General features: G+C 62.3%; 23 protein-coding genes and 1 tRNA gene. 19 read left to right on the plus strand and 5 right to left on the minus strand.

Annotated features, from left to right (window positions below; genetic code table 11):
- The first annotated feature begins 4 nt into the window (after nucleotides 1-4).
- The 6 genes from ACFQU0_RS08275 (at nucleotide 5) to ACFQU0_RS08300 (ending at nucleotide 5,688) form a co-directional block, all read left to right on the plus strand.
- A complete protein-coding gene (locus tag ACFQU0_RS08275) occupies nucleotides 5-562 on the plus strand; it encodes a LemA family protein (RefSeq protein ID WP_382199700.1) in 558 nt (185 codons plus the stop codon).
- Complete coding sequence (gene rsmB, locus ACFQU0_RS08280; RefSeq protein ID WP_382199701.1) at nucleotides 559-1,917, plus strand: 16S rRNA (cytosine(967)-C(5))-methyltransferase RsmB; 1,359 nt, start codon at nucleotides 559-561, stop codon at nucleotides 1,915-1,917. The genes ACFQU0_RS08275 and rsmB overlap by 4 nt, the downstream gene beginning before the upstream one ends.
- Nucleotides 1,889-2,560 (plus strand): DUF4390 domain-containing protein, encoded by a 672-nt coding sequence (locus ACFQU0_RS08285; protein ID WP_382199702.1) that lies wholly within the window; start codon nucleotides 1,889-1,891, stop codon nucleotides 2,558-2,560. The genes rsmB and ACFQU0_RS08285 overlap by 29 nt, the downstream gene beginning before the upstream one ends.
- Nucleotides 2,561-2,565: 5 nt before the next feature.
- Nucleotides 2,566-4,857 (plus strand): sensor histidine kinase, encoded by a 2,292-nt coding sequence (locus ACFQU0_RS08290; protein ID WP_382199703.1) that lies wholly within the window; start codon nucleotides 2,566-2,568, stop codon nucleotides 4,855-4,857.
- 30 nt (nucleotides 4,858-4,887) lie between these two features.
- Nucleotides 4,888-5,568: a response regulator gene (locus ACFQU0_RS08295; RefSeq protein WP_382199704.1), complete on the plus strand. Its 681-nt coding sequence runs from the start codon at nucleotides 4,888-4,890 to the stop codon at nucleotides 5,566-5,568.
- 44 nt (nucleotides 5,569-5,612) lie between these two features.
- Nucleotides 5,613-5,688 (plus strand) — tRNA-Phe (locus ACFQU0_RS08300).
- 304 nt (nucleotides 5,689-5,992) lie between these two features.
- On the opposite strand, the gene ACFQU0_RS08305 is transcribed toward ACFQU0_RS08300, so the two are convergent.
- From ACFQU0_RS08305 to ACFQU0_RS08315, 3 genes are all read right to left on the minus strand, one after another.
- Nucleotides 5,993-6,223: a DUF2188 domain-containing protein gene (locus ACFQU0_RS08305; protein ID WP_382199705.1), complete on the minus strand. Its 231-nt coding sequence runs from the start codon at nucleotides 6,221-6,223 to the stop codon at nucleotides 5,993-5,995.
- 126 nt (nucleotides 6,224-6,349) lie between these two features.
- Complete coding sequence (locus ACFQU0_RS08310) at nucleotides 6,350-7,303, minus strand: hypothetical protein (protein WP_382199706.1); 954 nt, start codon at nucleotides 7,301-7,303, stop codon at nucleotides 6,350-6,352.
- 3 nt (nucleotides 7,304-7,306) lie between these two features.
- On the minus strand, nucleotides 7,307-8,542 hold the full coding sequence (locus ACFQU0_RS08315; RefSeq protein WP_382199707.1) for a hypothetical protein: 1,236 nt from the start codon (nucleotides 8,540-8,542) through the stop codon (nucleotides 7,307-7,309).
- 245 nt (nucleotides 8,543-8,787) lie between these two features.
- On the opposite strand from ACFQU0_RS08315, the gene ACFQU0_RS08320 reads away from it, so the two are divergent.
- Together ACFQU0_RS08320 and ACFQU0_RS08325 are read left to right on the plus strand one after the other, a co-directional pair.
- Nucleotides 8,788-9,123 (plus strand): helix-turn-helix domain-containing protein, encoded by a 336-nt coding sequence (locus ACFQU0_RS08320; RefSeq protein ID WP_382199708.1) that lies wholly within the window; start codon nucleotides 8,788-8,790, stop codon nucleotides 9,121-9,123.
- A 3-nt stretch (nucleotides 9,124-9,126) separates the two neighbouring features.
- A complete protein-coding gene (locus ACFQU0_RS08325; protein WP_382199709.1) occupies nucleotides 9,127-10,041 on the plus strand; it encodes an ImmA/IrrE family metallo-endopeptidase in 915 nt (304 codons plus the stop codon).
- A gap of 66 nt (nucleotides 10,042-10,107) precedes the next feature.
- Here ACFQU0_RS08325 and glyA read toward each other — a convergent pair whose 3' ends face one another.
- The gene (gene glyA / locus ACFQU0_RS08330; protein ID WP_382199985.1) at nucleotides 10,108-11,403 is read right to left on the minus strand and encodes a serine hydroxymethyltransferase; all 1,296 of its coding nucleotides are present in this window, start codon (nucleotides 11,401-11,403) and stop codon (nucleotides 10,108-10,110) included.
- A gap of 88 nt (nucleotides 11,404-11,491) precedes the next feature.
- Nucleotides 11,492-12,718 carry a benzoate/H(+) symporter BenE family transporter gene (locus ACFQU0_RS08335; RefSeq protein ID WP_382199710.1) on the minus strand — a complete coding sequence of 409 codons (1,227 nt, stop codon included), beginning with the start codon at nucleotides 12,716-12,718 and terminating at the stop codon, nucleotides 11,492-11,494.
- Between ACFQU0_RS08335 and pdxR the strand changes: the two genes are divergently transcribed.
- The 11 genes from pdxR to ACFQU0_RS08390 all read left to right on the plus strand — a co-directional run bounded on the left by pdxR (nucleotide 12,717) and on the right by ACFQU0_RS08390 (nucleotide 20,473).
- Nucleotides 12,717-14,378 (plus strand): MocR-like pyridoxine biosynthesis transcription factor PdxR, encoded by a 1,662-nt coding sequence (pdxR, locus tag ACFQU0_RS08340; RefSeq protein WP_382199711.1) that lies wholly within the window; start codon nucleotides 12,717-12,719, stop codon nucleotides 14,376-14,378. The genes ACFQU0_RS08335 and pdxR overlap by 2 nt on opposite strands.
- A 39-nt stretch (nucleotides 14,379-14,417) precedes the next feature.
- Nucleotides 14,418-14,645: a hypothetical protein gene (locus ACFQU0_RS08345; RefSeq protein ID WP_382199712.1), complete on the plus strand. Its 228-nt coding sequence runs from the start codon at nucleotides 14,418-14,420 to the stop codon at nucleotides 14,643-14,645.
- The gene (locus tag ACFQU0_RS08350; protein WP_382199713.1) at nucleotides 14,642-15,112 is read left to right on the plus strand and encodes a DUF2924 domain-containing protein; all 471 of its coding nucleotides are present in this window, start codon (nucleotides 14,642-14,644) and stop codon (nucleotides 15,110-15,112) included. The genes ACFQU0_RS08345 and ACFQU0_RS08350 overlap by 4 nt, the downstream gene beginning before the upstream one ends.
- Complete coding sequence (locus ACFQU0_RS08355; protein WP_382199714.1) at nucleotides 15,109-16,527, plus strand: recombinase family protein; 1,419 nt, start codon at nucleotides 15,109-15,111, stop codon at nucleotides 16,525-16,527. Before ACFQU0_RS08350 ends, ACFQU0_RS08355 begins: the two co-directional genes overlap by 4 nt.
- Nucleotides 16,524-17,009 (plus strand): hypothetical protein, encoded by a 486-nt coding sequence (locus tag ACFQU0_RS08360; protein WP_382199715.1) that lies wholly within the window; start codon nucleotides 16,524-16,526, stop codon nucleotides 17,007-17,009. The genes ACFQU0_RS08355 and ACFQU0_RS08360 overlap by 4 nt, the downstream gene beginning before the upstream one ends.
- A gap of 182 nt (nucleotides 17,010-17,191) precedes the next feature.
- Nucleotides 17,192-17,470: a helix-turn-helix transcriptional regulator gene (locus ACFQU0_RS08365; protein WP_382199716.1), complete on the plus strand. Its 279-nt coding sequence runs from the start codon at nucleotides 17,192-17,194 to the stop codon at nucleotides 17,468-17,470.
- Nucleotides 17,467-17,970, plus strand: a complete 504-nt coding sequence (locus ACFQU0_RS08370) for a hypothetical protein (RefSeq protein ID WP_382199717.1) — start codon at nucleotides 17,467-17,469, stop codon at nucleotides 17,968-17,970. The genes ACFQU0_RS08365 and ACFQU0_RS08370 overlap by 4 nt, the downstream gene beginning before the upstream one ends.
- A complete protein-coding gene (locus ACFQU0_RS08375; protein ID WP_382199718.1) occupies nucleotides 17,967-18,257 on the plus strand; it encodes a hypothetical protein in 291 nt (96 codons plus the stop codon). The genes ACFQU0_RS08370 and ACFQU0_RS08375 overlap by 4 nt, the downstream gene beginning before the upstream one ends.
- A complete protein-coding gene (locus ACFQU0_RS08380) occupies nucleotides 18,254-19,003 on the plus strand; it encodes a BRO-N domain-containing protein (protein ID WP_382199719.1) in 750 nt (249 codons plus the stop codon). The genes ACFQU0_RS08375 and ACFQU0_RS08380 overlap by 4 nt, the downstream gene beginning before the upstream one ends.
- Nucleotides 19,003-19,806, plus strand: a complete 804-nt coding sequence (locus ACFQU0_RS08385; protein ID WP_382199720.1) for an ATP-binding protein — start codon at nucleotides 19,003-19,005, stop codon at nucleotides 19,804-19,806. Before ACFQU0_RS08380 ends, ACFQU0_RS08385 begins: the two co-directional genes overlap by 1 nt.
- Before the next feature lie 46 nt (nucleotides 19,807-19,852).
- Nucleotides 19,853-20,473 carry a hypothetical protein gene (locus ACFQU0_RS08390; protein ID WP_382199721.1) on the plus strand — a complete coding sequence of 207 codons (621 nt, stop codon included), beginning with the start codon at nucleotides 19,853-19,855 and terminating at the stop codon, nucleotides 20,471-20,473.
- Nucleotides 20,474-20,478: the final 5 nt, after the last annotated feature.

Genomic DNA, 20,478 nt, shown 5'->3' on the forward strand with positions numbered 1-20,478 from the left:
GTTCATGACTTCCGGCTTATGGGTATTGATCGCGACCAGTGCCATCCTCGTGTTCTGGGTTGTGGGCGCCTACAACCGCCTGGTGCGGCTGAAAAACGCCATTGGCGCGGCGTTCGCCCAGCTCGATGAACAACTGCGCCGCCGCCACGATCTGATCGTGCGGTTGATGACTTTGGTGGCAGGGCCCTTGTCTCAGGAGAGCGGTGCGCTGGATGCCTTGACGGCCGCCGGCACCCAAGCCCGTGAAGCGGCAGAGCGCGCTCGCGCCACCCCCTTGCTGGCCGGCCCGCTAGGTGCCCTGGCCGGGGCGGAGCAAATGTTGGCCGCCAGCCTGCAGCGCGTGTTGGCCCTGGTGGAGCACCATGCGGACCTGCAGCACGATGCGGCGGTGCGGGAAATCGGCGAGGCCTTGCTCGACACCCGCCACCGCATCGGCTTTGCGCGTCTGGCCTACAACGACCACGTGCAGGCATTCAACGACGCCACTGCGCAGTTCCCCACGGTGGTGTTGGCGCGCGTGTTCGGCTTCTTCCCGCTGGAGCCCCTGGTGGCGCTGCCATGATCCAACTTGTACCCATGACCCAGCGTGCGCAGGCGCCCGCGCTTTCGCAACAACTGGTACCAGCGTCGCAATGTCTGCTTGCAGTGCAGAGCGGGCGCTCACTTTCTGATGTTTTGCCGCAGGTGCCGAGCGCGCAGCGCCCGGGTGTACAGGCCCTGGTGTTCCACGCCCTGCGTCAGGCCGGCATGACCGCCGCCCTGGTCAAGCTGTTGGCCAACCGCGCGCCATCACCCCCGGTGCGGGCCTTGTTGCAGCTGGCGTTGGCCCTCATGCCTGAACTCAGCGCCGACGAAGGCGCCCCCCACTACAGCGCGCACACGCTGGTGAGCCAAGCCGTGCAGGCGGCGAAAACCGCGCACGATACCCAGGCGCAGGCCGGGTTTGTGAACGCCTGCTTGCGGCGTTTCCAACGCGAGGCGGCGGCCTTGCTGGTGCAAGCTGGCCGCCACCCTGAGGCGCGTTGGAACCACCCCGCGTGGTGGGTGCGCCGTGTGCAGCAAGACCACCCCCAGCAATGGGAGGCCGTTCTGGCGGCCAGTAACCGCCCGGGGGCGATGGCTTTGCGGGTGAACCGCCGCCACGGCAGCCGGGAGGCCTATTTGCAGCGCCTCACCGCCGCCGGGTTGCCGGCGCGCGCGGCGGGCGACGGGTATGGCGTGCTGCTGGACCACGGTGTGCCGGTTGAACGTTTGCCCGGTTTTTCAGACGGTGACGTGTCGGTGCAAGACCTGGCGGCGCAACAGGCCGCGCCGCTGCTGCTGGCAGGGCACGACAGCCAGCAACGCCTGCGGGTGCTGGACGCTTGCGCTGCCCCCGGCGGCAAAACCGCCCACCTCTTGGAGCACGCCGACGTGGACGTGCTGGCGCTGGACAAAGACGCGCAGCGCTGCGAGCGCATCCACGACAACCTGCGCCGCTTGCGCCTGGCGGCGCAGGTGCGTGCGGCCGATGCCGCGCGCCCTGCCGACTGGTGGGACGGCAAGCCGTTTGACGCCATCTTGCTCGATGCGCCCTGCACAGCGTCGGGCATCGTCAGGCGCCACCCCGACGTGCGCTGGCTGCGGCGCGAAGCGGACGTGGCCCAGCTGGCCCACCAGCAGCGCGTGTTGCTCGACGCCTTGTGGCCTTTGCTGCGACCTGGTGGGCGGCTGGTGTATGCGACGTGTTCGGTCTTTCGCGCCGAGGGCAGCGACCAGGTGAAAGCGTTTCTTGAACGCCACAGTGGTGCGCGTGCCGGTGTGGCACCGGGGCATTTGTTGCCCGGTCTGCCGGAGGCAGGTGGGCAGTTCAACGACAATGATCCGGGTGAGCACGACGGCTTTTTTTATGCCTGCCTGGAGAAGGCAACGACTTGACCGCCTGGTGGTCTGGGGGGTGTTGCTGTGGGTTGGCCTGTGGTGGGGCACCCCCAGCCAGGCCCAGCAGCCGGCGACTGACGCCGCCGTGGCTGTGCAGCGCAGCACCGACGGCCTGTTCATCACCGCGCGTTTGCCGCTGGAACTGGGGCCGGCGGTGGAAGACGCCTTGTTCAAGGCCGTGCCGGTCTATTTTGTCTACCAGGCTGACGTGTATGAGCCCCGCTGGTACTGGACGGACAAGCGGATCGCGACCGCCACGCGCACCCTGCGCCTGGCCTACCAGCCGCTGACACGCCGCTGGCGTTTGAGCGCAGCGCCCGGGCCGGGCGGCGCCAACAGCCAGCAATACGCACTGCACCAGAACTTTGAAACCCTGTCGGAAGCGGTGGCCGCCCTGGGCCGCCTGGCGCGCTGGAGAGTGGCCGACGACAGCCGGCTCGACGACGGTGAACGCTACAGCGTGGCCTTCCGTTTTCGCCTGGACCTTTCGCTGTTGCCTCGGCCGTTCCAGATCGGCATGGCCAACCAACCCGACTGGAACATCGACATCACGCGCCAGTTGCGCACCTCGGCCAGCGCCGAATCGGGCGACGCGCCGGCCCCGGCGGCCTCGGAATCGGTGGCAGAGCCCGCCCGTTGAACCACATGGCCACGACCACCCCACCCGCACCGCGCACCCCCTGGCGCCAGTCGGCGCCGCTGCGTTGGGCGCTGGGCACGGGCCTGGTGTTTGTGGCAGGTGTGGTGATGGTGCTGCTGTTTTTGCTGACGGTGGCCACCAACAACCGCGTGTTGTACGAAACCTATTTCGGCTGGCTGGTGGGCATCAACATCGCTGTGGCGGGGGTGTTGCTGGCGGTGATTGGCTGGGTGGTGGTTCGCCTGACACTGCGCATGCGCCGCAAAAAATTTGGCAGCCAGTTGCTGGTCAAGCTGGCCCTGATTTTTGGCCTGGTGGGCTTCCTTCCAGGCCTGCTGATCTACACGGTGTCGTACCAGTTTGTCTCGCGCTCCATTGAAAGCTGGTTCGACGTGCGGGTGGAGTCCGCGCTCACCGCGGGGCTCAACCTGGGACGCAACACGCTGGATGTCCTCAGCGATGACCTGGCCACCAAAACACGGGTGGCCGCCAACGCGCTTTCTGACGTGAGCAATGCCGGCGCGGGTCTGGCCCTGGAGCGCATCCGTGAGCAGTTGGGTGTGAAGGACGTGATCCTGTGGAGTGCCGGTGGGCAGGCCATCGCCGCCGCCGGCGATTCGCGTTTTGCCCTCAAGCCCGAACGCCCGCCGGCGGCCTTGTTGCGCAATGTGCGCGCCCAACGTGCCCTGGCGTCGGTCGAAGGGCTGGAGGAGGGCGGCAACGGCGTGGTGGCAGGTGACATCCCTTCGACGCCGGCGCCGCCATCGGAGGTGGCCCGCATCCGCGCGCTGGCCGTGGTGAACGTGTCCTCTTTGGGGCTGTCCAGCGAGTTGCGGTATCTGGAGGTGGTGGTGCCACTGTCGCCCTTGCTGGTGGCCGATGCCCTGGCGGTGCAAGCCGCACACCGCGAATACCAGGAACGCGCACTGGCGCGGCAGGGCCTGCGCCGCATGTACATCGGTACCTTGACGCTGGCCCTGTTTCTGGCCGTGTTTGGTGCGGTGCTGCTGGCCGTGCTGCTGGGCAACCAGCTGGTGCGCCCGCTGCTCGTGTTGGCCGAAGGCATGCGCGAAGTGGCCAAAGGCGACTTGCGCCCCAAAGCGGCGTTGACGGCACGTGACGAACTGGCCGGGCTCACCCGCACGTTTGCCCACATGACACAGGACCTGGCCGACGCCCGCGCCGAGGTGCAGCGCGGCCTGGAGCAGGTGGACGCCGCGCGCGCCAACCTGCAGACCATTCTGGACAACCTGACCGCCGGTGTGGTGGTGTTGGACGAACAGGGCGCCATCCTCAGCGTCAACCCAGGCGCGGCGCGCATCCTGCACCGCAGCCTGTCGCTGCACCTGGGCCAGGCGCTGGCCACCGTGCCCGGGCTGGAGGTGTTCGGGCAAGGGGTGATGGCCCAGTTCGATCGTTTTCTCTCGGAACAGACCGCCCACGAAGGCGGGCACTGGCAACAATCGTTCGAGTTGGCCGTGGATGGCGCGCAGGCCTCTATGACCGAAGACCTGCGCAGCCACCTCACCCTGATTGCGCGCGGCGCCATCCTGCCCCACAACGAACGCCTGCTGGTGTTTGACGACGTCTCCGACATGATTTCTGCCCAGCGCTCCAAGGCCTGGGGCGAGGTGGCGCGGCGTCTGGCGCACGAAATCAAAAACCCCCTCACGCCCATACAACTCTCGGCCGAGCGTTTGGCCATGAAGCTGGAGCACAAGGTGAGCGGTCCCGAACTGGCGTTGCTCAACAAATCGGTCAAGACCATCGTCGACCAAGTCGATGCCATGAAGCGCCTGGTCAACGAATTCCGCGACTACGCCCGCCTGCCGGCGGCGCAACTCACCCCGCTGGATCTCAACGCCTTGGTGCTCGACATCCTGTCGCTGTACGACCAGGCGGAGGTGCCGGTGCGGCACGAGCTGGACCCGCTGTGTCCACCTGTGATGGCCGATCCCCAGCAGGTGCGGCAGGTGGTGCACAACCTGGTGCAAAACGCGCAGGATGCCACCGCGCCGGGCAGCGCAGGCGTGGTGTGCTTGCGCACGCGCCGGTCCGAGTCGGGGCGCTGGGTGCGGCTGGTTGTAAGCGACGAAGGCAGTGGTTTCGCCGAGCACATCCTGCAGCGCGCGTTTGAGCCCTACGTCACCACCAAAACCAAAGGCACCGGCCTGGGCCTGGCGGTGGTGAAAAAAATCATGGACGAACACGGTGGCCGCATCGACCTGAGCAACCGCATGAGCGAGGGGCGGCTGGTGGGGGCTCAAGTGTCGCTATCATTCGCAGTTGCAAATTGACAACATCAGCGAGGACATCCGCGCGCGGCCATGGCAAACATACTGGTGGTAGACGACGAGTTGGGCATACGCGACTTGTTGTTCGAAATTCTGAACGACGAAGGGCACAGCGTGGATCTGGCCGAAAACGCGGCACAGGCACGGGCCCTGCGCAACGCACAGCGGCCTGATCTGATCCTGCTCGACATCTGGATGCCTGACACCGACGGTGTCACGCTGCTCAAGGAGTGGTCGAGTGCCGGATTGCTCAACATGCCGGTGATCATGATGAGCGGGCACGCCACCATCGATACCGCCGTCGAAGCCACGCGCATCGGTGCCATGGCCTTTCTCGAAAAACCCATCACCTTGCAGAAATTGCTCAAGGCGGTGGAGCTTGGTCTGAACAAGACGCCGGCCAAACCCGCGCCCATGCGCATGCCCTTGCCGGGTCCACAAGAGCCCTCGGGAGCGGTGGTGGCGCCGCACGTGCTTGCCGTGGAGCCACTGCTGCCGGTGGGGCCACAAGGGGTGCAGAGTTTCGAACTGGACGCGCCACTGCGCGAGGCCCGCGACGGTTTTGAGAAGGCGTACTTCGAGTTCCATCTCGCCAAAGAGGGAGGCTCCATGACGCGGGTCGCCGAAAAAACCGGCCTGGAACGCACCCACCTTTACCGCAAGCTAAAGCAACTGGGTGTCGATCTGTCGCGCGGCAAACGCAACGGACATTGATGGGCGCAATGCGCTGATTTCCGTGCTATAATTTTTGTCTTGATGGCCCGGTAGCTCAGTTGGTAGAGCAGCGGATTGAAAATCCGCGTGTCGATGGTTCGATTCCGTCCCAGGCCACCAGAATTTAACGCCCAACCCTTCTCGGTTGGGCGTTTCTATTTCTGCTTCCCGCAAACCACGCGGGGTTCGCGCCTATTCTGCGTGTGCCGGGGGTGTGCACGGTCTGGGCCGCAGGGCAGCCGGTTTGACTCTCTTCTGCCCTCTGTTCTCTCAAAATCTCCACCAACTCTTTCGCGGTGGCACGCGCAGTCTGCGTTGTTCGTCAAACACTTATGCGCGTGCCATCGGGAGTGGTTTGCTTGCGTGTTTGCACGAGCAGAATTGTCGTGCATCAAACAGCAAGGTGGCGAGGCCAACCCCAGAGTCACCCCTTGGGCGGAAACGGATCATCGCCGTAGCTGTTGCGCTCACGGATCTGCCCGTCTCGTCCCTGGATGAGCAACTCACTCTGTTGGTTGACGGCGATGCCCCTTGCGCGGTCAATCGCCTCTCGTTGCGTATCATGGATCGATGTGATGCGTTCGTTACCTTCTCCGCGAACACCCCACTGATCACCGCCATTGATGGGTACAACCCATTGGTTCTTTCCGGTCATGTCAAATACTCCAAGAGATGAAAAAAGTACAGGCTCTGGAAATCAGCGCGAGCCTGGGCGCATCGGGTATTGGGCTTATGCCATAAATCTCCTTTCTTGATGTCTGGTTTCATGGTGCCGTAGGGATCACGCCAACGCACCTGCTGCGCACGGCATCGAGTACAGCCCTGAACGTTGCTGCGTGACCACGAGTGCACCGTAGGCCGCGTGCTGCGCCTCGGGCTCTGGCTTGCCCTTGTCCTTCTGCTTGATCTTGAACAGGTCGCTCGGCTTGGCGCTATCCAGCCCCGCTCGTTGCATGATCCGGTCCGCCGTCGTGGCTCCCCCTTTGAACGACCACAGCGCCGCGAACACCTTGGCCTGACCGTCGGTGAATCGGATCGGAGTGCCATTTCCATTCGGCAGCGTCGCCCATTTGAAGTCCGCCGAGAACGGCCCGTTCACCGGCGTGGCTGGATCATCAACTACTGGTTTCGTGGATGGTGATGCACTGCCGATAAACGAGATCCCGCCACCGTAGAACGTGAAACGTTCCTCCAGCGCCAGCCACTCCACGCCAATCCCGAATGGCGATCCACGCGTGGTGCGTGGCCTTGGTGAAATCACGCGGATGTCGCCACCGGCCACCCGCACCCGATCCAGCAGTGCAGGTTCTTGCCATACCCGCGTCAGGTCGCGGGCCAACAGCACGGGCGAACGGCGAGCATCGCCAAGCCGCCATACCCCGTCGCCCAGATCATCGATGCCGTCGCGACTCTCGATCCCGAGCGCGAGACGCATTTTCTGCCGCAGCCAATCTTCGTCCAGGGTCAGTGCCGCGACGTCGTCGGCCTCGACGGTGACCGGCCCGCAATCCGGGCAACGGCACACTCGCTCGCCATGGCCGTCGCCCCAAACCTGCGCCCGATGCTGCTGGCAGTGGGGGCAGAGCGCGAACTGTGGATCGAGCGTCGTCGGTTTGATCGCCTTGCCGAGGAGCGACAGTGCGGCCGCCTCACGCGGCGACAGCGTCGCGCGCAGCACCGATGTGCCGCCGGCGAACAACCGGCAGACCAGGGCCCAGGCATCGTGCCCCGTCATCGATCAATCCTCCAGCACCGACGACGAATTCATCACATCCGTTTCCGGAGGCGGCTCCTGCACGCTCAAGGTTTGGCCCTTCTGCAAGATACCCACCGCGACCAGATAGCCCTCCAGTTGCGCCTGCATCTTGGCGTCGAACTTATGCAGGTTCAGACGCCCCTTGCTGGTCACTTCGATGGTGACCACCTTGGGACGCGTCCTTCCTGGTTCGGGCGGGTAGTAAAGATTGACCTGTGCTGCCGTCACTGCCCACTGGCCTTCGAGCGGGCCAGGCAGCTTCTCCTTCAACAGTTCATGTACGGAGCGTTGCTGGCTGGACTGCATCGCGGTGCAGTCGATCTTCAGTGCGCTGTCCGGGCTGAGGAGCGTGAGCGCCTTGAGCTGTACCATCGAGAACCCATCATCGAACGCTTCAGGCACGTCGAAGCCGGTGCGCAGCATCGACAAATCCAGGGTCGGCGACTTGATCCGGTGCGCGTTCGCTTTGACGCCCAGCACATGCTCGGCGAATGCCTCGACCAGCATCTGCTGGTATTTCGCACCGCCGCGCACCAGAGTACGCACTACGCCGGTGGACTTGGCGTACTCCAGCACCATGTGGATATTGGGATTGCCGACGCGGCGCTTCAGGGTCGAGCCCTCGAATTCCAACCGTAGCATCGCCATATCCTTGATGTGGACGGACAGCAGGAACACGCCCGGACTGCGCTCGACCAAGTGCGCCTCGCTGCCGTCGCCGCATTGCAGTTCGCGCTTGTAGAAGGCCGAGATTGCCTGGCGCAGCGCAACCAGCGCACTGTCTGCCATGATTGGCTGACGTTTCAGGCCCAAGTCGTATTGCTGGGTCTGAGGCCCGTGGTTTTCCCAGAAGCTGAAATCGTAGGCACGGTCGAATAGTGCCGGATGGTGGACGTAGAGCCAGAACGAGCGGTGAATGTCGCTCTGGCACAGCGTCAGCCCCGCCAGTGCGGCACCGTCTGCCACAACCGCCTCGAACATTGCCTGCTTGCCCGCCGCATCGCCCAACTGGACGCTGGCCAGGAGGTTGGCAGTCATCCGGTCGCGTGCGTCGGTGTCGGGCCAGATTTTGACCGCCTCGACCAAGGACTGACTGGTCTCTGGCGTATCGTCCCATGCAAAACCATCAGGCACTGGCAGGCCGTGGGAGGTCAGGAAGTCGCGTAGCGTGGCGTCCACCGGCAGCTCGAGCATCACGTCGACAAAGGTCTTCTTCATCTTGTTCGTCCTTTCTGGATCGGCGTCGGAGGTCTGCGACCGATGTTCGGAATGCACTGGCCAGCGACATGGTTACTGAACACACATCTCGTATAAGTAAAGCTGCGAGATACAGGCGCGATTCTGAACCGCAGATTTCCGCTTGTCAATCAAATAAGCACATCTAGACCTTTCATGTATCACGTGGCTATACTATCGTCCTTGATTTCATTCACTGACTGTCTTTCAACTTAAGGAGCATCGCCATGGCTTCGGCGTTAGGAGTACGCCTGCGGCGTTTGCGCGAGGCAAAGAAATTGACTCTGCAGCAGGTCGCCGACGCGGTCGGATGTACCAAGGCGTACATCTGGGAACTGGAAATGAAGGACGGCCAACGCCCGTCCGCCGAACGGGTTCAGGCACTGGCCAAGCTGCTGGGCGTGACGATGGAGGACATCATGGGGGAGCCAGTCCAGGAGGTTCCCGAAGCCAGCCTTGAGGATGTGGCCTTCTTCCGTGAGTACGCAGGGATGTCAGAAGAAGAGAAAAAGCACTATCAAGACGTTCTCAAGATGATGTTTTCGCGCAAGAGCGGGGACTGAGGATTGAGCGCAGCGCAAGCCCTGACGGGTTCCATTGCCTCCAGCCATGTCATTAAGTGGCTGCGGGCGTGGTACAGCGAGGGCATGCCCGACGCCATCGATTTGGAAATCGTCCGGCAGATGCTGCCGTCCACACCCTATGGCGTGGGCGTTCGGGAGATCAGGCCGCCAGTGGAAATCAATGGTGATGCCTTCGAAGGGGTGCTGGCCCGCGATCCCGATGACTACGCTGTCTGGGGCATTGCCTACAACGGCAAGGCTCGACGTGAGCGGCAACGCTTCACCATTGCCCATGAATTGGGCCACTTCATCTTGCATCGCAGTCAGCAGAAGAGTTTCAACTGCGACAGCCAGAGCGTTCACACCGGCATTGATGGCCTTCGCCAGATTGAGCGCGAAGCCGACGAGTTCGCCGGCAACCTGCTGATGCCTGGCGATCTGCTGCGTGAGTGGATTTCGGACCAGCGCATCGATCTACATATTCTCAGTGCCATCGCCAAGCGCTTCCAGGTATCGTTCGAGGCGTTGTGCATCCGCTTTATCAAGTTCACCAAGCAGCGTGCGATCCTCGTCTATTGGGACAATGGCTTCGTGAAGTACGAATGGCGCAGTAACAGTGCCGTCAGGACGCGGGCGCGCATCCGGCGCAATGGTGATCCACAGGAGCCATTGCCGGGCACGCTGGCAGCTGATGCCAGCATCGATCAGGAATGGGATGGCACAGAAATGTCCGCCGCGATCTGGTGCCCGGAAGAGACAGCCCATATGAAGCTGTGGGAGTTCAAACACAGCTACAGCGCACGTGATCGCATCCTCACGCTGCTCCTGCTCGAAAACGCCGAGCCGCGATCATGGGATCGGTCGTGGCAAGACGAGGAAAGTTTCGATAGCTACGACCAGTTCATCTCGACTGGTTAGTACTGGTTCGGTAATAGGTAGACTGAATACCATGCTTTAGATGTTGCGGAAATCAACACACAAGCATCAGTACGGCAATGGAAATCGTTGGCAGAGACCGCCCACCTGATCTGTCACCGCTTGTACAACCAGTTCGTTGGGGTGCGCTGGATTTTCCGAAACAGCTTGAAGCATGCACATGATCATCGAACCGATGGCACGGAATTCGGCAGTGCTGAATCCACGACTTGTCCCGGATGGGCTCCCGACGCGGATGCCTGAAGTGACCATAGGTTTTTCAGGGTCATTAGGAATGGCATTCTTGTTGAGCGTGATGCCGACACGTTCGAGAGCTTTCTCTGCAACGTTACCGGTGAGTTTGAACGGGCGGAGGTCAGCCACCAACAAATGAGTATCCGTGCCGCCGGTGACAATCGGCAGTCCGTCTGCGGCGAGGGTTTCGGCCAGCGCTTGGGCATTTTCGACAACACGGGCGGCGTAGGATCGAAAGGAAGGCTGCAAGGCCTCGCCGAAGGCAACGGCCTTGGCGCCAATCACATGCATGAGCGGCCCGCCTTGCAGTCCCGGAAAAATGGCCGAATTGATGACCTTGCCGAGTTCGGGGTCGTTGCTGAGGATGAGTCCGCCGCGAGGGCCACGGAGCGTCTTGTGCGTGGTTGACGTCACGACATGGGCGTGGGGGAACGGCGACGGATGGGCACCACCTGCGACCAAGCCTGCGAAGTGCGCCATGTCGATCATCAGTAGCGCGCCGACCGCGTCGGCGATACGCCGAAATTCGGCGAAATCGAGTATCCGCGAGTATGCTGAGCCGCCGGCGATGATGAGCTTGGGGTGATGTTCGCGCGCGAGTCGTTCCACCTCCTTCATGTCGACACGATGGTCGTCCGGTCGCACGCCGTAGGCGATGGCGTGAAACCATTTGCCCGAGATGTTCATTGGCGCACCATGCGTCAAATGCCCGCCGGCCGCCAATCCCAAGCCCAGGATAGTGTCGCCCGGCTTCAGCAGGGCGAGATAGACCGCCTGATTGGCCTGACTGCCCGAGTGGGGCTGCACGTTGGCATAGGTACAGCCGAACAGTGCCTTGGCGCGTTCGATGGCCAGTATTTCAATCGCATCGACATGCGTGCAGCCGCCGTAGTAGCGTCGGCCGGGATACCCCTCGGCATATTTGTTGGTTAGTACCGATCCCTGTATTTCGAGCACGGCACGGCTTACGAAATTCTCCGATGCAATCAACTCGATCGAGTGCCGCTGCCGCTCGTGCTCGCGCAGGACGTGACATGCCACGTCCGGATCAGCCTCGGTCAGCGGCCCTGATGCATGGGCGCGGAATGTATTTGCCGCTGGTGGGGCCATGGAATGCTGGATGTCGGCTTGCTGGTTCAAGATACTTTCTCCTGTGTGGGTAGCTAATAATGGGTCTGATGTGATTGCGTGTCCGGGCCTATCGTCCACCCCCTACACCGGAGCGACTCAAGCGCGGAAACCACCGCGACAGGCGAAAGTCACCATGGATCAGTCCGTGCGCTACCAGACCTGCCGCCAGTCCCCAGAACGCACCGCCCAGTCCGAACAGCGTGATATTGGCCGCCGTTGCGAGGAAGGTGATCAGCGCCGTTTCGCGGCCGCGCAGATCGACCAGTGCCGTGGCAAGGCTGCCGCCAATCGCACCGAGCAAAGCTAGACCGGCCAGCGTGGTGATAAAGGTCGGCGGCAGCACCACGAACAAGGCCGCCAGCGTCGTGCCAAAGACGCCAACGAGGATGTAAAACACCCCGCAGGCAAGGCCGGCGATATATCGCTTTTGGGTATCTTCGTGCGATTCCTTGCCGGTGCAGATCGCCGCCGTAATCGCCGCGACGTTGAACGCATGCGAGCCGAATGGCGCCATCAACAGCGAGCCGAAGCCCGTCACGGTGAGGATTGGATTGGCGCTGGTCTTGAAGCCGTCGTTGCGCAGCACCAGCATGCCCGGCATGTACTGTCCGGTCAGCGTGATGACGAACAGAGGGAAGGCGACACTGAGCAGCGCGGCCATCGAGAAGGCGGGGGGCGTGAAGACCGGCATGGCCAGTTCCAGCGCCACGCTTTCGAAGCTGACCTGTCCCATCCCAAGCAGGAGCGCAATGCCGGCGATCAGCACGCCGACAATCGCGTAGCGCGCGGTGAACCGCCGCAGCAAGGCATAGGTGAGTATCAACGCGCCGACGAGCAAAGGGTCCATGCCCGCGCCGCCAAAGGCGCCGATACCGAAGCGCAGCAGAATGCCGGCGAGCAGCCCGGCGGCAATACCGGGCGGAATCATTTTCACGACCCGCTCGAAATAGCCCGACGCTCCCAGCACGATGAAGCCGATGGCGGACAACATGTAGGCGCCGATCATTTCCGCGTAGGGCGTATTCGGCAGCACGGCAATGAGGAAGGCCGCGCCCGGCGTGGACCAAGCGGTGATGATCGGCTCGCGATAGCGGAAACTCAGCCAGGCGCCGGTCAAGCCGACGCCAATCGAAATCGACCATATCCACGAAGCCGTTTGCTCGGGACTGAGCCCCGCCACCTTCGCTCCCTGAAACACCAGGATGAAGGTGCCGCCGTAATTGACGATGACGGAGATGAGCGCCGCGATGATCGGGTGCGTCAGGTCCGCAGGCCGGATGGAAGCGGTAGTCATGCGCAGTGTCCTTGAATGTGATTGGATTGCATGGCGCACAGAATGCCTGCAAAATGGCCTCATTGAAATATCCACTTATCAAAATATAAAAGGCCACTTTGAACGGGTATCCCGCATGAAGACGCGTGCCACCGCTTATCCGATCTGGAACCGCTTTCAGCGGTCGCCTGATGACTCGCTGTCTTTGCGCGAGCAACTGGTGCGGTTCTTTCGCAAAGGGGTGGCCGACGGCACCTTGCAACCCGGTATTCGGCTGCCGGCCTCGCGCGTGCTGGCGCAGGAACTCGGTTTGTCGCGGATTACCGTCTCCGGGGCTTATGAGCAACTTGTCGCAGAGGGCTTTCTGGAAGCGCGACGGGGAGCCGGTACCTATGTGGCGGCACGGATTGCCGAGCAAAAGCCACTTTCATCTACGCCTGCGTCCCAGGAACGACAGCGCGCGCCAGTATCGGTACGGGCGCGTCGTCTGGCAGGGGTGGATTCAATGTCGATGGCGCGTGCGGCATGGCCACTCACGCCCGGTCTGCCGGCACTGGATGCGTTCCCCTATGCGCTCTGGGGCCGCCTCGAAGGCCGCTTCTGGCGTCGCCGACCGACTCCCGATCTCTCTTACGGCGATCCTCAGGGCTTTCTGCCGTTGCGCGAGGCCTTGGCAGAGTATCTGGGCGCCGCGCGTGGTGTTGTCTGCAATGCGCACCAGATCATCATCGCGCCCGGTGCGCAAGCGGGGGTTTCAATCGCAACGCTGGCGCTGACCGATATGGGCGATCGCGTCTGGGTCGAAGACCCCGGATACGATGCCGCTTACCGTAGCCTGATTCTTGCCGGGGTGGCTGCGGTGGGTATCGGTGTCGATGCCGAAGGGCTGGATGTTGACGATGGACGGAATCGCGCTCCCGACGCACGACTCGCCATGGTGTCTCCATCGCATCAATACCCGCTGGGCGTCACCATGAGTCTGGCACGCCGTCTCGCGTTGCTGCAATGGGCCAACGAGGCCAGCGCATTCATCCTCGAAGACGATTACGACAGCGAATTTCGCTATGAATGCGCGCCGACACCCGCGCTCAAGGCGCTTGATGGCGACAACGGACGCGTGATTTACATCGGCACGCTCAGCAAGCTGCTTGCCCCCGGTTTGAGGCTGGGCTTCCTGGTCGCTCCCGACAACTTGATCGATGCGCTATGCGCCGTGCGCAATGGCACTGACCATCGTGTTCCGATGCCGCTCCAGGCCACGGCAGCCGACTTCATCGGCAATGGTCATCTGGGCGCGCATATTCGGCGCTCCAAGGCGATCTACGCCGAACGGCGCGCCGCGTTGCTGTCCGCGATCAATTCGGAAGGCAGCGGGTGGCTGACCATGCCGACAGCTTCAACCGGGCTACACATGGTCACCGAGTTGCCTTACTGTTGCAACGATCAGGCGCTGGCGGCCGCCGCGCGGACGCGGCAGATTGGCGTGATGCCCCTCTCGGGATATTTTGTCGATGCCGCCCGAACGACACAACCGGGGCTGCTGATGGGATTTGGGAATACTCGTCCGGAATCGATGAAGGGAGCGATACAGGCGCTATGTCGTCTGGTCGAAGCAGGGAGCGTGGCTACCACCAACGCGCTGATTTCCGCTAAAACGCGTTACCCGGAGTCGCCTTCGTAAATAGCATGAGCAGCGTTACCTCATGGAGCGCTCGCCATCATGCACGACATCGAACTCATCTCCATCGACCGGGGAACCCCAAGCCCCCGACACGCGCACGAAGAAATCGCCGACTTGCTCTCTGCCGCATTGTTGCGACTGCGCACCAAAAAATCAGCGTCAGACGATCCAGATAAATCTGGTCGTAGAGAGCCGGTTTGCCTTGGCTTCTCCCACCCACAGCGCGTGAATGCGAACCCCAATCAGCAAGAAGGAGTTCGCCCATGACGACACACGCACCACTGCCCGATACAGCAACGGTCTCGGCTCGAATCGCTCAACTTCCCCTGCTGCCCATGGACAGCATCTGGGCATTGTGGGACGAGCATTTCGATCAGCGACCGAATCACCATCACCGTACCTGGCTGGAGAGCCGACTGGCTTACAAGCTACAGGAGCGGGCTTTCGGCGGACTCAAGGTATCGGTACGGCGCAAACTGGAGAGCATCGGCGAGACCGGAGTGCTGCCCAAGAATCTTCAGCGCGAAGCTGATCGCCTCCTGCCGGGAACCATCCTGACGCGCATCTATGATGATGTCGAACACCATGTTCTGGTGCGCGGCGTGCGCGACTTCGAATACCGGGGGCAGCGTTTCACGAGCCTGACGGCGGTGGCCAAGGTAATCACAGGATGTCCATGGTCAGGCCCGTTATTTTTCGGACTCAAGACGCGCAGCAAACAGGAGGCACCATGAGAGCGAACCGCACCATGGCGACGCCTTCGCAGCCTATCGTCCCCAAAAAACGCTGCGCCATCTATACGCGCAAATCCACCGACGAAGGACTGGACCAGGAGTACAACAGTCTTGAAGCGCAGCGGGATGCCGGCTTGGCATTTGTCGCCAGCCAACGCCACGAAGGTTGGGTTGCTGTTGGTGATGGCTATGACGACGGTGGCTACTCCGGTGGCAACTTGGATCGTCCCGGCCTCAAACGCCTCATGGCCGATATCGAGGCCGGCGAGGTCGATATTGTCGTGGTGTACAAAATCGATCGCTTAACCCGGGCCTTGTCGGATTTTGCCAAACTGGTCGATGTGTTCGATCGCAACGGGGTGTCGTTCGTCTCTGTCACCCAGCAGTTCAATACCACCACCTCCATGGGGCGGCTCACACTCAACATCCTGCTGTCATTCGCCCAGTTCGAGCGCGAGGTCACTGGTGAGCGCATCCGCGACAAGATAGCTGCCAGCAAGGCCAGGGGGATGTGGATGGGTGGCATGCCGCCACTCGGGTACGACGTCGTCGATCGCAAACTGGTCGTCAATGCCGCCGAAGCCGATCTGGTGCGCGGCATCTTCTGTCGGTATGCCGAGCATGGTTCTGCGGCGCAGCTTGTCCGTGAGTTTGCCATCGAAGGCCAGACCACGAAGTCTTGGGTCACGCAGGGTGGTCTGCATCGGCCAGGGCGCCCGATCGATCAGCAATACTTGTTCGCCATGCTGCGTAACCGCATCTACCTTGGCGAGATGGTGCACAAGGGCGAGAGTTATCCGGGGCAGCACCAAGCGATCGTTTCTCCAGAACTCTGGAATGCCGCCCACGCTTTCATCGAACGGCGGAAGCAGGGCCCGCGCGAGCATCGCACCGAACACCCGGCACTGCTGGCGGGTCTGCTGTTTGCACCTGATGGGCAGCGCATGATTCACCATTTCACCAAAAAGAAAAACGGACGGATCTATCGCTATTACGTACCCTACCTGCACAAGCGGCGAAATGCCGGAGCCACGCTGCAACCAGGGGCTACGGATGTAGGTGCACTGCCCGCAGCCGAGATCGAGGCTGCTGTTCTGGGGCAGATTCACATGGCCCTGCGCTCACCAGAGATTTTGGTGGCCACATGGCGTTCCTGCCAGAGGCATGCTGCGGGCGCCGATCTCGATGAAGCGCATGTGGTGATTGCCATGCAACGCATCGGCGCCGTGTGGGAGCAACTCTTTCCGATCGAGCAGCAGCGCATCACTCAACTGCTGATCGAGCGCATCCAACTACACGGGCAAGGACTGGACATTCTTTGGCGCGAGGATGGTTGGCTCGGGCTGGGGGCTGACATTGCCTCACACCCCTTGGTCGAGGAGATGAAGGAATCCACCGAGGAGGCGTTCGCATGAGGCAACCAACTAAACCGGCCACGAAGGCTGACAATCCTCGGCTGCGGATGGTTCGTATCGACATCGGCGGCGATGCCCGCAACTACACCACCGGCCAACAGCGGGTAACGGTGGTGCCGCTGACCATCCGTCGCAAACAGAATCGCAAGGTCATGATTCCGCCGGCCGGCGACGACTCGGTGCTGGGTACCGGTGGCCACGATCTGCCGATGATCAGGATGTTGGGCAAAGCTTTCTACTGGCAGCGATTGCTCGACGATGGGCGCTATCCCACCGCGAATGACCTGGCCCGATCGTTGAAGCTCGAGCCTGGTTGGGTGGCAGAAGTATTGCGCTTGACGACGCTGGCGCCGGACATCATCGAGTCCGTTCTCGACGGTCGCCAGCCCCGTGACCTGAATCTTCATACCTTGCGCGGTCGCCGTGACCAACTGCCACGTGATTGGGGCGAGCAACGCAAAGCGCTGGGGTTCGCGAACTGAACCACTGACGCCGATACACCTGCCACGACGGCGAGCCCTGCGCTCGCCGTTTCTGCTTCTGCGCCCCGAGCAATGGCGAACTAGAAGTTTCCTCGTGGTTCGCCATTCCGTCCCTCTTATGTTCGCCACCCGACGACTGAAATGAGGCCTGCAATTCCTCATCAACGTCATAGGAGGCTTACATGCCGACACCAGTCAGCAACACCCCTCGATCGCCCCACCCGGCGATCAACAGCCTGGCACCTGGCGACCGCCGGGTCCTGAACGAAAACGAGCTTGCACAGCGTTGGGGGGTCAGCCCCAAAACTTTGCAGCGCTGGCGCAGTGAAGGTCGCGGACCTCGCTACCTCAAGTTGTCGAAGAGAGTCAGCTATCCCCTCGAAGCCGTCATCGACTTCGAATATAGCGCGCTGCACGACTCGACCTCCGAGCGCGTGGCGAAGTCAGGAGGGCAAGCATGATGACTTCCCACACTTCACCTGTCGACATCGAGCAGGCCATGCCGTTGGCCGAAATGAGCATTGCTCAGATCGCCGCGCTGCCGCCGGAACAACTGCAAGAGGCACACACCAATCTGCTGACCCTGCAGTCTTTGGTCAAGGGCGTGCTCGATCGCTTCCATGCTGCGCTCGACCAACGTTATGCCGAGCAGGCCGTGGCAGTCAGGCAGGCATCCGGCAAGGACTTCGGCGTCTGCCATCTCTCCGATGGCCCACTGCGCATCACGGTCGACGTGCCCAAGAAGGTCGTCTGGGATCAGCCGCAGCTGGCCGAAATCGCCCAGCGCATCGCCGCTGCTGGCGACAAGGTCGGTGACTACATCGATACCGACTACTCGATTCCCGAGACCCGCTTCAACGCCTGGCCTTCGACCCTCAAGGAGACGTTCGCCAAGGCCCGTACCGTCAAACCCGGCAAGACCAGCTATCGGATTGCCCTCGTCCAGGAGCATCACGAATGAAAACCTCGACCCTGCATCAATCCCTGCAAGCCAAGCTCGGCGCCTATACCGGCGAACACCTGACCGCCGCGATCCGTTATCAGGACCGCTACGGCAATCTGGTGGAGAAGCCACTGCTCGACGCCACCCTGGATGAAGTGGCCTTCGCCATCCAGACCCTCAATGCCGAGAGCGCGAGCATCCACCGTCGCCGCAGTGCGCTCGACAGCCTCTACACCCTGGCCCGTGAGAATGGCTGCCTCGGCTCGGACACGGTGGGCGTGATCGCCGTGGAGGTGACGAAATGAACCAGATCGTCGCCTTCGACTTCGAGTCGCATGACGTGCGTGTCGTCCTCGGCCAGGACGGCGAGCCGATGTTCGTCGCCGCCGACCTGCTCTCCACCCTGAACCTCGATCGTAAGGCGCTGGAGCGCCTGGACGACGACGAGAAGGGTGTGAGTTCAATTCACACCCCTGGCGGGCAGCAGGAGATGACCGTGGTCAACGAGTCCGGTCTCTTCAACCTGGTGCTCGGCAGCCGCAAGCCCGAGGCCAAGCGCTTCAAGCGCTGGGTGACACACGAGGTGCTGCCCTCGGTCCGCAAGACCGGTTCCTATGCGGTGCCCGGCTCCGTGGCCGCACTGCCGGCGCCGACTCAGGACCGCGTCACCGCCATCCTGATGATCGGCGAAGCAGTGGCGAAGGTGCCCGGCGTCAAGCAAGGCATCGCCATGGCAGCGACGCTCACCTGTATCCAGGAGAACACTGGCCTGTCGGTGGAGACGATGCGTCTGGCGCTGCCCGCCTGCAACGATCCTCTGGCAGCAGTGAACCCGACAAAGCTCGGTGAGCAAATCGGTCTGTCGGCCAGGGCGGTCAACCTCCGGCTGGCGGGCCTGGGTTTCCAGAATCGCAACGACCGCGACGAGTGGGAACTGACCGATACCGGCCAGGCATGGGGCGAAGCCTTGCCGTACTCCCGCAACGGGCATTCCGGCTACCAAATCCTCTGGCGGCCTGAAGTCGCCGATCTGCTCAAGGAGGCCGCGTAATGTCTCTACCCATTATTTCAGCCGACGAACGGATGCGCGAGCGGCATAGCGCCAAGGTCGGCCTGGTCGGCTTTCCCGGTGTCGGCAAGACCACACAACTCAAGACCCTACCTGCCGATTCCACGCTGTTCGTCGATCTCGAGGCTGGCGATCTCTCGGTGCGCGACTGGCCGGGTGACACCGTGCGGCCGCGCACTTGGCAAGAGTTCCGCGACCTCGTGGTGTTCCTCGCCGGCCCGATGCCGACCGCCACCGCCGAACAGTCGTTCTCGCAGGCCCACTTCGAGCATGTCTGCACCCGGTATGGCGACCCGGCACAGCTGGCCAAATACGACACCTACTTCGTCGACAGCCTGACCGTGCTCTCGCGCCTGTGCTTCGCCTGGTGCAAGACCCAGCCGCAGGCCTTCAGCGAGAAGAACGGCAAACCGGATAGTCGGGGCGCTTACGGCCTGCTGGGCCAGGAAATGATCACGGCGCTCACGCACCTGCAACACGTCCGGGACAAGCACGTCATCTACGTCGCCATCCTCGAGGAGAAGACCGATGACTTCAACCGGCGCTACTACCAGCTGCAACTGGAAGGCAGCAAAACCGCATTGGAGTTACCGGGTGTCCTTGATGAGGTCGTGACCCTGGCCATTCTCAAGGCCGACGACGGCACGACCTACCGGGGGTTTGTCACCCGCGCCGACAACACCTTCGGCTACCCGAGCAAGGACCGTAGTGGCCGCCTCGACGCTATCGAGGAGCCGGATCTCGGCAAGCTCATCCAGAAATGCCTCGGCACCCAGAGCAACTGAGGCCGCAGGCCAATCCATCGCATTTACCCAATTCAAGGAGAAACACATGAACCAGAACACCTGGCAGGACTTCAACGATGCAGAACAGCAACAGGGTTTCGATCTCATCCCCAAGGGCGCGCTCGTCAAGGTGCGCATGACGATCAAGCCGGGTGGTCACGACGATCCTGCCCAGGGTTGGACCGGGGGTTATGCCACAGAGAGCTTCGACACCGGCAGCGTCTACCTCGCCTGCGAATTCGTCGTGCTGGAAGGCCCGTTTGCCAAACGCAAGATGTGGTCGAACATCGGCCTGCAATCCCGGAAAGGGCCAGCCTGGGGTCAGATGGGCCGCAGCATGATTCGCGGCATCCTCAATTCCGCTCGCAATGTCTCGCCTCAGGACAACTCACCCCAAGCCGCCACTGCCCGGCGCATCAACGGCTTCGCCGACTTGGATGGCATCGAGTTTCTGGCCCGCGTGGATGTCGAGAAGGACGCCAAGGGCGAGAACCGCAACGTGGTCAAGCTGGCCGTCGAACCCGATCACAAGGACTACGCGGCGCTGATGGGAATGGCGCCCAAGGTGCCGACCGGAGGCAGTTCCGCTACGCCAGCGCAGGCGACTCCGCCCCATGCGACTCCTCAGCGTCCGGCTGCCACTGGCAAGCCAGCCTGGGCACAGTAGGAGCG

It is taken from the genome of Hydrogenophaga defluvii (genome assembly GCF_042665235.1).
GTDB classification, from domain to species: domain Bacteria; phylum Pseudomonadota; class Gammaproteobacteria; order Burkholderiales; family Burkholderiaceae_C; genus Hydrogenophaga; species Hydrogenophaga defluvii_A.